Annotated in this window: 12 protein-coding genes and 4 tRNA genes; 4 read left to right on the plus strand and 12 right to left on the minus strand. The window is 42.6% G+C overall.

Annotation, left to right across the window (positions count from 1 at the left end):
* Nucleotides 1–347: 347 nt before the first annotated feature.
* From tuf to murB, 8 genes are all read right to left on the minus strand, one after another.
* Complete coding sequence (gene tuf, locus GZH31_RS15610) at nucleotides 348–1,532, minus strand: elongation factor Tu (RefSeq protein ID WP_036971551.1); 1,185 nt, start codon at nucleotides 1,530–1,532, stop codon at nucleotides 348–350.
* A 136-nt stretch (nucleotides 1,533–1,668) separates the two neighbouring features.
* A tRNA-Thr gene (locus GZH31_RS15615) sits at nucleotides 1,669–1,744 on the minus strand.
* Between the two features lie 12 nt (nucleotides 1,745–1,756).
* Nucleotides 1,757–1,831: transfer RNA gene (locus GZH31_RS15620), tRNA-Gly, on the minus strand.
* A 44-nt stretch (nucleotides 1,832–1,875) separates the two neighbouring features.
* Nucleotides 1,876–1,960: transfer RNA gene (locus tag GZH31_RS15625), tRNA-Tyr, on the minus strand.
* Between the two features lie 40 nt (nucleotides 1,961–2,000).
* Nucleotides 2,001–2,076, minus strand: a tRNA-Thr gene (locus GZH31_RS15630).
* Between the two features lie 117 nt (nucleotides 2,077–2,193).
* On the minus strand, nucleotides 2,194–2,892 hold the full coding sequence (locus GZH31_RS15635) for a type III pantothenate kinase (protein ID WP_074989484.1): 699 nt from the start codon (nucleotides 2,890–2,892) through the stop codon (nucleotides 2,194–2,196).
* Nucleotides 2,889–3,881 carry a bifunctional biotin--[acetyl-CoA-carboxylase] ligase/biotin operon repressor BirA gene (birA, locus tag GZH31_RS15640; RefSeq protein ID WP_074989485.1) on the minus strand — a complete coding sequence of 331 codons (993 nt, stop codon included), beginning with the start codon at nucleotides 3,879–3,881 and terminating at the stop codon, nucleotides 2,889–2,891. The genes GZH31_RS15635 and birA overlap by 4 nt, the downstream gene beginning before the upstream one ends.
* Nucleotides 3,878–4,888 carry a UDP-N-acetylmuramate dehydrogenase gene (murB, locus tag GZH31_RS15645; RefSeq protein ID WP_180311221.1) on the minus strand — a complete coding sequence of 337 codons (1,011 nt, stop codon included), beginning with the start codon at nucleotides 4,886–4,888 and terminating at the stop codon, nucleotides 3,878–3,880. The genes birA and murB overlap by 4 nt, the downstream gene beginning before the upstream one ends.
* A 146-nt stretch (nucleotides 4,889–5,034) precedes the next feature.
* Here murB and GZH31_RS15650 point away from each other — a divergent pair, with 146 nt between their 5' ends.
* Nucleotides 5,035–6,879 (plus strand): M1 family metallopeptidase, encoded by a 1,845-nt coding sequence (locus GZH31_RS15650; RefSeq protein ID WP_036973488.1) that lies wholly within the window; start codon nucleotides 5,035–5,037, stop codon nucleotides 6,877–6,879.
* A gap of 56 nt (nucleotides 6,880–6,935) precedes the next feature.
* Here GZH31_RS15650 and GZH31_RS15655 read toward each other — a convergent pair whose 3' ends face one another.
* A complete protein-coding gene (locus GZH31_RS15655; protein ID WP_180311222.1) occupies nucleotides 6,936–7,559 on the minus strand; it encodes a DUF2057 domain-containing protein in 624 nt (207 codons plus the stop codon).
* 103 nt (nucleotides 7,560–7,662) lie between these two features.
* Here GZH31_RS15655 and GZH31_RS15660 point away from each other — a divergent pair, with 103 nt between their 5' ends.
* The 3 genes from GZH31_RS15660 to GZH31_RS15670 all read left to right on the plus strand — a co-directional run bounded on the left by GZH31_RS15660 (nucleotide 7,663) and on the right by GZH31_RS15670 (nucleotide 11,187).
* Nucleotides 7,663–8,034, plus strand: a complete 372-nt coding sequence (locus GZH31_RS15660; protein WP_065979446.1) for a histidine triad nucleotide-binding protein — start codon at nucleotides 7,663–7,665, stop codon at nucleotides 8,032–8,034.
* Nucleotides 8,035–8,264: 230 nt separating this feature from the next.
* Nucleotides 8,265–8,921, plus strand: coding sequence for a response regulator transcription factor (locus GZH31_RS15665; protein ID WP_036973496.1), 657 nt, complete (start codon nucleotides 8,265–8,267; stop codon nucleotides 8,919–8,921).
* Between the two features lie 109 nt (nucleotides 8,922–9,030).
* On the plus strand, nucleotides 9,031–11,187 hold the full coding sequence (locus GZH31_RS15670; protein WP_180311223.1) for an ATP-binding protein: 2,157 nt from the start codon (nucleotides 9,031–9,033) through the stop codon (nucleotides 11,185–11,187).
* Nucleotides 11,188–11,307: 120 nt separating this feature from the next.
* Here the strand turns inward: GZH31_RS15670 and GZH31_RS15675 are convergent, their stop codons facing one another.
* The 3 genes from GZH31_RS15675 to GZH31_RS15685 are packed head-to-tail and all read right to left on the minus strand — an operon-like array spanning nucleotide 11,308 to nucleotide 14,683.
* On the minus strand, nucleotides 11,308–12,723 hold the full coding sequence (locus GZH31_RS15675; protein ID WP_180311224.1) for a mannose-1-phosphate guanylyltransferase/mannose-6-phosphate isomerase: 1,416 nt from the start codon (nucleotides 12,721–12,723) through the stop codon (nucleotides 11,308–11,310).
* 56 nt (nucleotides 12,724–12,779) lie between these two features.
* Nucleotides 12,780–13,553, minus strand: a complete 774-nt coding sequence (locus tag GZH31_RS15680) for an amidohydrolase (protein ID WP_180311225.1) — start codon at nucleotides 13,551–13,553, stop codon at nucleotides 12,780–12,782.
* Nucleotides 13,541–14,683: a methionine aminotransferase gene (locus GZH31_RS15685; protein ID WP_180311226.1), complete on the minus strand. Its 1,143-nt coding sequence runs from the start codon at nucleotides 14,681–14,683 to the stop codon at nucleotides 13,541–13,543. The genes GZH31_RS15680 and GZH31_RS15685 overlap by 13 nt, the downstream gene beginning before the upstream one ends.

Consider the following 14,683-nt stretch of genomic DNA (forward strand, 5'->3'; position numbering starts at 1 on the left):
GCGAGTAGCGAGTAGCGAGTAGCGAGAAGCGAGTAGCGAGAAGCGAGTAGCGAGAAGCGAGAAGCGAGAAGCGAGTAGCGAGAAGCGAGAAGCGAGAAGCGAGAAGCGAGAAGCGAGAAGCGAGAAGCGAGAACAAAATAAAGCCACGTTAACCTCAAGCAAACTTTTTGATGTTTAATCACACCAGTAAGTAACCCCCGCTCGGTAACTGACTTCTAATATCTACCTTCTAATATCTAACTTCTAATATCTACCTTCTAATATCTAATCTCTAATTTCTCATCCATAAAAAAACCCGAGACTAAGCTCGGGTTTTTCTTGAATGCTTAATGCATCACTATAGTTGATTACTCAACGATAGTTGCAACAACACCAGCACCAACTGTACGGCCACCTTCACGGATAGCGAAGCGTAAACCTTCATCCATCGCGATTGGAGCGATTAGCTCTACAGTCATCTTGATGTTATCACCAGGCATTACCATTTCAACGCCGTCTGGTAACTGTACGTCACCTGTTACGTCAGTTGTACGGAAGTAGAACTGTGGACGGTAACCTTTGAAGAATGGAGTATGACGGCCACCTTCATCTTTAGAAAGTACGTATACTTCTGAAGTGAATTTAGTGTGTGGCTTGATTGAACCAGGCTTACAAAGTACTTGACCACGCTCAACGTCTTCACGCTTAGTACCACGTAGAAGTGCACCGATGTTCTCACCCGCACGACCTTCGTCTAGAAGCTTACGGAACATCTCAACACCTGTACATGTTGTCTTCGTAGTTTCTTTGATACCTACGATTTCAACTTCGTCATTCACGTTGATGATACCAGCTTCAACACGGCCAGTTACAACTGTACCACGACCTTGGATTGAGAATACGTCTTCGATAGGCATGATGAATGGCTTATCGATGTCACGCTCTGGCTCTGGGATGTATGAATCTAGCGCTTCAGCTAGTTCAATGATTTTCGCTTCCCATTGCTCTTCGCCTTCTAGGGCTTTAAGTGCTGAACCTTGGATTAGAGGTAAGTCGTCACCTGGGAAATCGTACTCAGAAAGAAGTTCACGAACTTCCATCTCTACTAGCTCAAGTAGCTCTTCGTCATCAACCATGTCACATTTGTTCATGAATACGATGATGTAAGGTACGCCAACCTGACGAGAAAGTAGGATGTGCTCACGTGTTTGTGGCATAGGACCGTCAGTTGCAGCAACTACTAGGATTGCGCCGTCCATTTGAGCAGCACCAGTGATCATGTTTTTAACATAATCGGCGTGTCCTGGACAGTCTACGTGTGCGTAGTGACGAGTTGGTGTATCGTACTCAACGTGTGAAGTTGAGATTGTGATACCACGCTCACGCTCTTCTGGAGCGTTATCGATTGATGCGAAGTCTTTAGCTGTACCACCGTATACTTTTGCAAGTACGTTAGTGATTGCTGCAGTTAGGGTAGTTTTACCGTGGTCAACGTGGCCGATTGTACCAACGTTTACGTGCGGTTTTACGCGTTCAAACTTTTCTTTTGCCATGACGGAACCTATCAGTTTTGTGTATCTAGATTACATATGAAAATAATCCACCGAGGGTAGATTAATTTAATTTTTTCAAATTTCAAATAGTTTTTTCTGACAGATAAAGGGAGATAATAAGATAAGTTCTCGATACTGGTGCTGATAGGCAGATTTGAACTGCCGACCTCACCCTTACCAAGGGTGCGCTCTACCAACTGAGCTATATCAGCAACACCAGAGTCTGGAGCGGGCAGCGGGAATCGAACCCGCATCATCAGCTTGGAAGGCTGAGGTAATAGCCATTATACGATGCCCGCATAGGAAACTGTTCTTAAACTACCTCTAACCGTCAAGAATAAAGTGGTGGAGGGAGCTGGATTCGAACCAGCGAAGGCTGAGCCGTCAGATTTACAGTCTGATCCCTTTGGCCGCTCGGGAACCCCTCCACGAAAATTCTTTACTAAGTCACTTCCGGTAAAAGGAAAGTGGTGCCGACTATCCGAGTTGAACGGATGACCTACTGATTACAAGTCAGTTGCTCTACCAACTGAGCTAAGTCGGCACTGCTTTAGTACGGGGCGAGATTCTAAGGTAAGGTTTATTGGGATGCAACAATAAAATTAAAAAAAGTGTGAATTTATGTGTTAAACGCTCACAATTCAGGCAAATCCACGGTTTTTTACTGTTTTATTGTTAATTCACGCCAATAATTCAGTCCTTTAAAAACCAAAACACTATCAAATTGACTGCCAGAAAATAGATCAGCAAGTAATTTTCCATAGCCACCGGCAAATAATAAACAACAATTTTGCTGATCAACATGCTGAACAGCTTGCTCAATTGCCCCCATTGTCGCAACGAGCGCGCCATTTTTTAAACCATTAGGTGTATTACACCCTAAATCGGTGGCAAAAGGGGTGTGCTCATCGTCAAAAACGCGCTGAGTATTTTGCGTTAATGAGCGGGTCATTAAATCGAGCCCAGGCACAATCCAACCACCTAAGTGCTGACCCTCTTTATTCAATACATCAATTGTGGTCGCTGTCCCCGCATCAACAATAACACAATCTTTCTCTGGGTATTCAGTGTATGCAGCGATGACAGTAAGCCAGCGATCGATCCCCAAATTTTGATACTGCTTATAAGCACAGGTTAATGTTGCAAGCTCAGCGGTTACTTTAGCTTCGAAATAAGGAATTGCATGTTGTTGTGCCTGCGCAAATAGTGGCATAAGTCGTTCTGTGCTCCCCACACACGCATAAACCATGTCTGTAACATGCGACCATGGAATGGCATTGAGCTCACATGCTTGATAACGCTCATTATCAAAAAGTACGGCCTTAATTGCCGTATTACCCACATCGACCAATAATCTCATAGTTCAGCCTTACGCAGTGATATTTCACCACCGTAATAACTTTTAACCTCACCATCTTGGCGAATGCGAACGCCGCCTTGGTGATCAATCCCCTCACATATACCGCGCCAACTTCGATGGCCTGTATTGAGCTCCACACATTGACCTGCAAATGCGTTTAACTGATTCCATTGTTTATACATGTCATTTAAACCTGTTTGACGGTATTGCGCCAAACGTTGCTCAAGGTAAAAGCACAGATACGCCACGAGTTTATTTTTCTCAAGGCCTTTTACATGTTGGCTCAAGTCTGTCCATGCTTGATCAATATGCTGGCTGACACTGTCTGGCATATGCACGTTTATACCTATGCCGATAACCAACTGACATGGTCCTTGAGGTTGACCATCAAGCTCAACCAACACACCCGCTAGTTTTTTTCCGTCTAAATAAATGTCGTTTGGCCACTTTAACTCCACATCCAGTTGATAAAGTGCCTTTAAGGTATCGTATACCGCAAGTCCAACAGCAATCGACACACCCATTGCAGCTTGTAAGCCATCGTCTAGACGCCAAAAGTAGCTAAAATATAAGTTTGCACCAAATGGCGATTGCCAAACCCGACCTCGTCTGCCTCGTCCTGCTTGCTGCATTTCTGCAACGAGTACAGTGCCAGAGTCTAATGGGGTGTCACTCTGAATACGGCGCATTAACTCGCTATTGGTCGAATCAATAATTGACTGCACTTCAACGCATGCGGTATTTCCACCAAGCTCAGCATAATAGTCATTAATTTTACTTCTATGCAAAAGCCCCGCGCTATTATTCAGGCGGTAGCCTTTCCCTGTCACTTTAAAAATATCCAATCCCATTTCTTGTAACGAGTGAATATGTTTTCCAACTGCGGCCCTGCTAATTCCTAGCTGCTCACCTAATTGCTGACCCGAAATAAAACCACCTGAATTGAGCGCATTTAAAATTGCGAGTTTATTTCCATCTGGCGCCTTCATATTTGTGACTCCAAGTGAATATGACATTCGTGATCGGCATTCATTAAGCGCACTTCATGTTGCAAAGCAATGTGGTATTTTTGCCACACGTGTTGTTGCACATAATTCACCATGGCAATCAGGTCATCGCCGGTGCTGTTGCCATGATTAACTAACACCAAAGCTTGCTGCTGATGTACTTCAACGCCCGCAATACGGTGACCTTTTAAGCCAGCCTGTTCAATTAACCAACCTGCAGCTACTTTGTGGTGTTGTGCGTCGACAAAATAATGGGGCATATCTGGGTATTTTTTTAATAAGTCAGCGAGTTGCTCATTGCTAATCACAGGGTTTTTAAAAAAGCTACCTGCATTAGCAAGTTCACTTGGGTTAGGTAACTTACTATTTCGAGTCGCAATAATCTGCTCAAACACCTGTTGCGCAGTCGAGTTATGTAGCTGTTGCAGTGGCCCATAATGTAATATTGGCTGCCATTGTTTGGGTAAGGTTAGCCCGACTTTCGTGATCACTGCTTTATTTTTAAGTGCATGTTTGAATATCGAATCACGGTAGCCAAACAGGCACTGTTCTTTGCTTAAACGGTTAATACTCGCAGATGCAATATCGAAGTACTCTACATAGCTAATAAACTTTTCAAGCTCGACACCATAAGCACCAATATTTTGCACCGGGGCTGCACCTACCGTACCGGGGATCAGCGCTAAGTTTTCAAGCCCAGGCATATCGTTGGCAATCGTCATGCTCACTAATTGATGCCAATTTTCACCTGCAGCAACATGTAAAAGGAAATGATCGTTTAGCTCTTCAATTTCAATCCCTTTAGTGGCCATATAGATTACCGTCCCTTGGTAGTCGGTTAAAAATACCGTATTACTACCCTCGCCTAAAATACAAAACGGTGCAGAGAAATCGGTATTAACGAGCTGCTCTACGTCATCTATTTGATGGAAATGCTGACAATGGCTTGGCAATGAAAAGGTATGAAAAGGTTGCAGGGACTGAGCCACAAAACGCCTCAAAGGTTACCGGTAACTAATCGCATTAGTGTAACCTATCATCGCAAAATACGCATCAGATTGTAAAAATCACTCAACCCACTGTATTAATCATGTTATAAAACGGGTTCTTTTTTCATTTGTGTTCCAAGGTTATTATGAAGTTTAAACCATTATTTTTAAGTCTTGCTATGGCAGGCGCATGCTCTCAAGCAACTGCTGACGCAATTAGCCAGCACACCTATGCAAACTTAGATGACGTAACAACCACTCACCTATTACTAGATTTAGATGTTGATTTTGATGACAAGCAACTAGAAGGGTTTGTTGAGCATACGCTAGATTGGCACAATGCTAGCAGCAAAACTCTGGTACTTGATACTCGCGATTTAGATATCGACAAAGTTATGTATCAAGATAAAAAAGGCGGCTGGCACAAAGCCGACTTCACTCTTGCGGCACGCGATGACGTAAAGGGCTCAAAATTAACAATTAAATTTAAAAGCCAAGCGGTTAAAGCTCGTATTTACTACAATAGCCGCCCAGAAGCCTCAGGATTACAATGGTTAACGCCTGAGCAAACAGCCAGTAAATCACACCCATTCATGTACAGCCAATCACAAGCTATTCATGCGCGTAGTTGGATACCTGTGCAAGACACACCAGCAATGCGTGTTACGTATTCTGCGCGTATTCATACACCTAAAGATATTCGCGCAGTCATGAGTGCAGACAATAAAGATGCGTTGTACAAAGATGGTGATTACTTATTCGATATGCCACAACCTATTTCGCCATACTTAATCGCGATAGGGGCTGGTAACTTAGAATTTAAAGCCATGTCTAAGCAGACAGGTATTTTTGCTGAGCCAACAATTTTAGATGCGTCGGTTGCTGAGTTCAACGACACACAAGCAATGATCGACAAAACTAACGCCATGTACGGTGAATATGCTTGGGGGCGTTATGACTTATTAATGCTTCCACCTAGCTTCCCATTTGGCGGTATGGAGAACCCACGTTTATCGTTTATCACCCCCACCGTTGTTGCAGGCGATAAGAGCTTAGTTAACCTAATCGCTCACGAACTCGCACACTCATGGTCGGGTAACTTAGTGACGAACGCAACATGGGAAGATTTATGGTTAAACGAAGGCTTTACCTCTTATGTTGAAAACCGCATCATGGAAGAAGTTTTTGGTCGTGACCGTGCAATCATGGAGCAAGCTTTAGATGCAGCAGGTCTGCGTGCTTTACTTAAAACACTTCCTGCTCCAGACACGCGCCTAAACTTAAAGCTTAATGGCCGTGATCCTGACGACGCATTCAGCTCAGTGCCTTATACTAAAGGGCAGCTGTTTCTTATTTACCTAGAGAACAAATTTGGTCGCGATAAATTTGACCCATTTGTAAAAGGTTATTTCGACGAGTTTGCATTTAAGTCACTCACGACAGCCCAATTTGTTACTTACATAAAAGCAAACCTTATCGACAAGTATCCAGGCGTAGTAAGCATGGATAAAGTAAACGAGTGGATTTTTGAGCCAGGGTTACCAACTGATGCTCCTAACCCAACATCTGATGCATTTGATAAAGTCGATACAGTGACAAAAACATGGTTAAACAATGAGATCGATGCAGCAGAATTGCCGACTGCTGAATGGACAGTGCATGAGTGGTTACATTTCCTCAATAACCTCCCTCGCGATTTAAGCATTGAGAAAATGACTGAGCTTGATAAACAATTCAACTTAACTCAATCAACCAATGCTGAGCGTGCATTTGCATGGTTTATGCTGGCTGTAGGCAATGGCTATCAGCCTATTTACCCTGCTTTGGACAAGCACTTGTCTGGTATTGGCCGCCGTAAATTAATAGTGCCACTTTATAAAGCACTGATTAAAAACGGCAAAAGAGACTGGGCGCACGATGTGTACTTAAAAGCACGTCCGGGTTATCACCCGCTAGCACAAGGTACCGTTGACGACTTATTTTCAAAATAAGACGCTTCTAAATGTAAAAAGGCGCTGAATATCAGCGCCTTTTTTAACTCTCAATACTATTGACTTACTTTTTGTAAAAACGCTCGGCGCTCTTCTGGGCTAGCTTGTTGCCACCAAAATTCCAACATGGCTGCTGCATTTGGCATTTTTTTCAATCCAGCCTGACCACCAGACACGTTTGCAGGCAGGGTGACTGGTGCCGCGGTCGCCGGTTTGTTCTTTGCAGCAACAACGGGAGCCTCCGCAACCGCCTGCACAGGAGCCGAAGCCGCTCGGTAATTCACAATTGATAAAGGCATAGCCAGTTCACTGCCTTTGGCTTTTAGGCTCACTTGCGGTGACTCAGCAAACACTTCAGCAGCAACGGCATTACTCGCACGATTAAACACTAAATCATAGTTTTTGCCTTGTTCAACCGTCACTTCAACCCAAAATGGTTCGGATTCAACGACTTGATGATCATCGTAGCCTTGTTCGTAAAGATCTGTGTACTTCAGTTTTAACTGATATGTTCCAGGAGCAAGCTCAACATCGTCAACACGACTAAAAAATGATTGTTCAATAAGACGGTCACCTACTTGCAAAGGGACAAATTCCTCAGGAAAGTGGATTGTCTCAGCTAAACTACTGATACTATTGAATAGCATTAACGCACTACTTAGTAATACTAACTTACGCATGATCACTCCTTGGTTGTTCATTTGCGACAGTTTCAGTTTGACACTGCAAATAAAGTTTGTCATTAGTGAGCGGGTAATTAAGCCAATTTTAAAAGAGGTAAATATGAGCCAAGAGACTATTTTTACAAAAATTATTAATCGTGAGATCCCTGCGGATATCATCTATGAAGATGAGCAGTCACTTGCCTTTAAAGACATTAACCCACAAGCCCCCTTTCATGTTTTGATCATTCCTAAAACACCCATTGCGACCATAAATGATATCAGTGAAGAACATGCTCCTTTGGTAGGTCATCTTTATGTCGTAGCCGCAAAACTTGCAAAGCAGTTTGGTTTTAGTGACGACGGCTTTCGTGTGGTTATGAACTGTAATGATCATGGCGGTCAAACCGTGTACCATATACATCTACATATGTTAGCTGGTAAAGAAATGGGTTGGCCTCCTTATCAGGACAAGAAAAAACAAAATATCTAGCACTTTGCTATGTAAAAAATTGTAAAAAGTCGAACTAATATACTATTATTGATTATTGTGAATATATATCAGCTAGTTAACATATTTAGTTACGTTAACTAACTGTATTTTTTGAAACAAAATAGACACAAACTGTACTTTTCCTGCATAAGACTCAGAAATTTCTAATACGAAAGGGGTGGATTGCATGGTAGGATGAATCAGTCAACTTTATTCAAGAGTGTATAAATATGAGTAGTTCAGCTTTTTTATTATTAGATCCAGAACCAATTAACACGATTGGTGTTAACGTATTGGAGCCGTTGTTAAAAACACAAGGTCTAACTGTTACATCTGGGACTGATATATCTGAAGTGCCAGAAGGTACACGCTTATTATTCATCGAAACATCGAGCACAGATGCCTGGGGTAAATTAAAAGAACAACTAGTTAACCTACGCATTAAGTGCGATATTGTACTATTCAATCTTGACGAAAACCCAGAGATTGCTAACCGTGCACTATTAAGTGGTATTCGTGGTGTTTTTTACACGACTGATAACGCTGATGTATTGATGAAAGGCATTCGTTTATTGCTTGAAGATCAATTGTGGTACCGCCGCGAAATAATGTGCAATGCTTTAAACCGCATGCTGCAATTTAATAAAGATGCCCTGCACAAACTAACTGACGGTAATATCGAGCCTGTTAAGCTAACTAAACGCGAAAAAGCCATCATCTCATTGATGAGCAAAGGTTCGAAAAATAAAGAGATTGCTGAAGATTTAAGTATCAGCCCACACACTGTTAAAACGCACCTTTATAGTGCATTCAGAAAAACGAAATGCCGAAATCGCATCGAGCTTTTATCGTGGGCACAGCAAAATATCCCAGACGAAATACGCTAAACTCTCTTCTTTAAAAAAACAGACGCACAATGCGTCTGTTTTTGTTTCTAGTTGCTAAACACCCAAATAGACTTTATGCTCGAAGATGTTCGTAATCCTCGGAAAAGCCATGCTCGATTCAGTCACCTTATACTACACAAGTGCAGCCATGATGGCGGTAATGACACTCCTTAACTATTTGACATGGCGAGCAAATAAAAGCATTCCGGGCACCTTGCTCTATATTTTCTATCCTTTAGTGATGTTCACTTCAGTGCTGAGTTTTGCACTTCTCGGTCATATCAATGATATTGCAAGTATCACCATTGCAAACTCCTTATTATTCAGTGCTTCTATTATTCATGTACTCGCTATTTGTCAGTTCTTAAATGCCAAGTGTATAGGGTTTAGAGCATTTATAGGGATAACCGGGGTATTAGCACTCAGCATGATCTATTTAGCGACAGACAATGCTGAGCTTAGAAACCGGATTTTAGTATCTGATTTACAACACATTATTGAGGCCTTGTTTCTACTTGCCTTATTCATTCGCAATGGCCGCAAAAGTTACCCGAATGGCAGCATTGTTTATATCTTAATATTAACCATTATTCTTGCCATATTTACAGGCAGAACACTGATGATGGGCGATGTCAGCACAGCTAATTTACTTTCCGAAAATTGGTTTAGTATCACCCTATTCATTAATGGGGTGATTGCACCGATGTTTTATGCCACAGGCATGGCAATTTTGTGTAATGAACGCCGCGAGCAACACCTCAACCAGCTTACTGAAAAAGCACATAAAGATCTTGAAATTCGCGGCTTATTCTTATCAACCATTAGTCATGAAATTCGCACTCCCCTCAATGGCATACTGGGAAGCGCTCAACTGATCATGAATCAGTCGAGCGACCCGCGAGATAAACCATACTGTGAAGCCATTATTAATTCAGCAGAGTCACTGAACTTACTGGTCGACAAAGTGCTCGACTATGCAAGCCTAGATCAGCGCGATGAAGCCCTCTACGAAGAAGATGTCGAATTTAAAACATGGTTAAACAACTTATGCTTATTACTCAGTCCGCTTGCAGAACAAAAGCACCTGAAATTTGAGCTGATTTACGATTTACCCGAACAGGCTTGCTACTATTGTGACCAGCAAAAGCTTAGACAAGTAATTATTAACCTTGTTGGCAATGCAATTAAATTTACTGATAAAGGCTCTGTAAAAATCCACGTCAAACTGCTCAATGAAGGGCAGCTAGACCATGTCGTTCGGATCAGTGTGATTGATTCAGGCCCAGGTATCGAAGATGAAGAAATCATCTACCTAACCGAACCTTATGTTCAAAGCAGTGCAGGAAAAGAAAAAGGTGGCACAGGCCTTGGCCTTGCTATTACAAGTCGCCTTCTCGAAAAGCTCGGTAGTAAGCTCAACATAAGTAGTGAGCTTAACAAAGGCAGTGTTTTTAGTTTTGATATCACACTCACAATTGGTGAACTTAGTCTTGTTGAGCAACGTCATCAATCGAAAGATTATGTGACCGGTTTAGATGTTTTGTTAGTAGAAGATCTCGACTTAAATCAAAAAATTGCCATTGAATTTATGGCCGATGACGAGCATAAAATAAAACTCGCAAAAGACGGTAACAGCGCAATTGAGCTGATGCAAAAACATCATTTTGATGTGGTACTACTGGATATGAATTTGCCCGACCTGACAGGTCAAGAAGTATTAAAAAAACTAAAAAATATCGACCATTTAAATCAACGCACGCCAGTCCTCGCTTTCACTGCGAGTCTGAGCCCCGATGAAATAAAAGAATACTTAGCGTTGGGGATTAAAGATATTGTCGGTAAGCCAATTAAACAACAAAAGCTGCGCCAAGCATTGAGCGACTCGCAAACAAATCAAGCTGCCAGCATTGCCGTCGAGCTGCGTGACACCTTATATGACGAAACAGCAGCAGCTGCACTCATTAGCTCATTTAATGAAGATGAAGTGTCTTCTATTTATAATGAATTTGTTCTCTCGGCGCGGAATAAACTGATACGAAGCCAACAACTTGTTGAAAATGATAAAGATCAATGTATTAAACTACTGCATCGCCAAGCAAGTACCGCCTTACAGCTCGGCTTTAATCGTTACGGCTTAGAGCTGAAAAAGATCGAGCGTAAGTTACTCGATAATAAGCCCCTTAAAGAGTCGCTGACCGATGCCCTAGTACTTTGGCAAGACAGCCTACAAGCCTACTTAAACCATGTGAGAAGTGAGCTAGGTTAGTGAGTTTAGATTAACAAGGTAAATCTGCCCTTACAGATGGTAATACTCTTTTTGTTTCATTACGCCGAGAATTAAATCATCCGCTCATTCGACTAACGACTGACCTCTGAGGCTTAACAATTACTCTCTCCCATATTCATCTTCAAACCGTTCGATATCACTTTCATCAAGTATCGCCCCGGTTTGTACTTCAATGACAATGAGGGGCTCATCATGACAATTGGCAAGGCTATGAATTTGCTGGGCGGCAATATAACAAGACTGATCGGCACCGAGTTCAAACTTATCATCTCCCACATGTACGCTGGCAATGCCCGAAACCACAACCCAATGCTCGGCACGGTGATGATGACGCTGAGTTGAGAGTTTCGCACCACAATTAACAAAAATTTTCTTAACCTTAAACCCAACACTCTCAACCAAAGTGCGGTAATTGCCCCAAGGTCTGAATACGGCTTGATGGTGCGTCAATTTATCGTTGTCTCGTTGCGCGAGTTGTTTAAGTAATTCAGGCAACTTATCAAGGGCTTTTTTATCTGCGACGAGGGTGGCATCGTGGGTATGTATAATCGCCTTATTGCTAATTCCCAAAGCTGCAATCGTGTGATCAGCTTCACTAATCAGCAAATTATTTTCACTATCAATACTCACTCCCTGCGAGCCCAAATAATTACCAAATTGATCTTTGTTAGCAATTTTTGAAAGGGCTGAGAAGCAGCCCACATCACTCCACGTTAAATCAACAGGAAGCATAGCGACATTTTCACTTCGCTCAAGAATAGCGTAATCAATTGAGTCACTTGGGCATGTTTTCAGTATGTCTGCGTTGGGTCTCAAAAAACCGAGATCTTCAGTAAAATAGGCTGCTTGTGCGATACTACTCGCTATTTTTGGCGCAAACCGTTTTAACTCAGATAAGTACACATCAGCGAAAAATAAAAACATACCGCTATTCCAGCTAAACTCACCACTGGCAATGTATTGCTCAGCAAGTTTAAGCACTGGCTTTTCCTTAAATTCAGCGACTTTGTAACAGCCATCACGGTGCAGTGGTGGGCCTTGGCGAATATAACCATACCCTGTATGCGGCTCCGTTGGGGTAATTGCAAACGTAACGAGTTGCTGAGCCTCTGCCAAGGCTACGGCATCATCTAATCGCGCAAGTAGCTTTTCAAAGTCACAGATATAATGATCTGCAGGCATTACCAATAACGGGCCTAGTAAACCATTTTTCTGCGCATATTCAGCCGCTAACGCAATAGCTGGCGCGGTACTTTTGCCCTCAGGTTCAAGTAAAAGAGTCACATTTTTAGATACGTCTAATGCCTGTGATTTGGCAATAAATCGATGCGCTTCATTACACACTAATATCGGTGCATTAAATTGCGAACCAGTTACCCGCTTTAAGGTGCTTTGCAGTAGCGATTCATCGCTTAGCAAAGGTAAAAATTGCTTAGGCATGGCCTTGCGTGATAACGGCCATAGGCGTGAACCTATGCCACCAGCAAGAATAACAGGGGTAATTTTGCGACTCATGATTGCTTGTAGTTAATAAACCAACCATGAGTTTAACAAATTTTTAGCGATGCGGCTTAGATCAACTGAAATTGATCCGCGTCTAAATACGCAGGAAAAGCACGCCGAAAATCCTCTAATGCGGATATATCAAGGCGCTGAATGATGATACCCGATTGGTTATCATCGAGCGCTGCTAATGTATCCCCTTTAAAATCGTATACTGCAGTGCCGCCATTATGATCAACCTCATTGCCATCTGGCCCAATACGGTTGACACCGACCACATAACAGACATTTTCCATTGCGCGCGCTTTTAATAAGGTATCCCAAACATGGCGACGTGCCGCAGGCCAGTTTGCAACATTCACCATGAGGTCATAGTCATTGCAGTTACGTTGAAAAACAGGGAAGCGTAGGTCGTAACACACCTGCGGTAAAATGCGAAAGCCTTTGATATTGAAAATTTCACGCTGCTTACCCGCCTCAACATAGCGGCCTTCGTTCCCTAAACAGAATAAGTGACGCTTGTCGTAAAACTTTACCTCACCATTTGGCCACACCCAGTAGAAACGATTTGCTTTTTTATCACCGAGAGACACTAATACCGACCCAGCGATGACTGCATTTTTTTGTTTTGCAGTGGCTTGTAACCAGTTAACAACGTCACCTTGCTCAGGCTCGCTACAGTCAAGATTGATGGCAAACCCTGTCGCAAATGTTTCGGGTAACACGATTAAATCAGCCGGCTCAGTTAAACACTCAAGCAGCTCAGAAAAATGCGCAAGATTTGCCTGTTTATCTAGCCAATAAAGTGAGGATTGTACAAGGGCAAGCGTTAAAGCTGACATAAAATCTCCGCGGCACGCAACAGCGTGTCATCATTTTTTGCAAAACATACTCGTATGACCTTATCATTACTTGGGCTGTTGTAAAATACACTAAGCGGTACTGCTGCAACGCCTGCTTGCTCTACCAACCAATGACAAAACTCCACATCATTTAGGTCTGACACATCACTGTAATCAAGCAATAAAAAATATGTGCCTTCACTGGGCAAAAGGGTAAAACGGCTATCTTGTAACGCGTTACTGAGCAAATCACGCTTATGTTGATAAAAATCCGCTAGCCCATCAACATGTTCAGGCTCCAGTTCTAACATATCTGCTAAAGCATGTTGTGCTGGGGTAAAACTTGAAAATGTCACGTATTGATGAATCTTACGAAACTCAATCATCAGCTCAGCGGGGGCAACACAGTAGCCCATTTTCCAGCCTGTGCTGTGGAATGTTTTCCCAAAGCTTGAAATAACAAAGCTGCGTTCAAATAATTCTGTATCCGTGAGCGCACTAACATGTGTAGCACCATCAAAGGTGATGTGTTCATACACTTCATCGCTGATCACGTATAAGTTGTGTGCTTTAACTAAGGCCTTCAGTGCTGCAATGTCGTCAGCTTTAAGTATTTTGCCACTCGGGTTGTGTGGTGTATTGATAATAATAGCGCGCGTTTTTTCGCTCATGACCTCTGCAACCGCGTGCCAATCAATCCGATAATCAGGCGCATGTAAGGCAACATGTACACTGCGTCCCCCTGCTAATTCAATCGCGGGCTGGTACGAATCATAGGCAGGGTCGAACACCACCACTTCATCACCGTCTCTTACCAGCGCTTGAATTGCCACAAATAATGCTTCGGTTGCACCCGATGTCACCGTGACTTGCTGCTCATAATCTATATTGTTATGGTATTTTCTCGCAATCAGTGCTGCTATTTGCTGCTGTAAACGCACAATACCACTTGACGGAGCATATTGATTAACCCCTTCAAGTACATAATTATTTAACTGTTTTTTTAGTAAATCAGGGGCGTCAAATTCAGGAAAGCCCTGAGATAAATTAAGTGCTTGATGCTGATTCGCTAAAGCAGTCATTTGACTAAAAATACTGGTGCCTAAATTCGGCAATTTACTTTCAAACAC

It is taken from the genome of Pseudoalteromonas sp. JSTW, assembly GCF_013423925.1.
In the GTDB taxonomy this organism is placed as follows: Bacteria; Pseudomonadota; Gammaproteobacteria; order Enterobacterales; family Alteromonadaceae; genus Pseudoalteromonas; species Pseudoalteromonas lipolytica.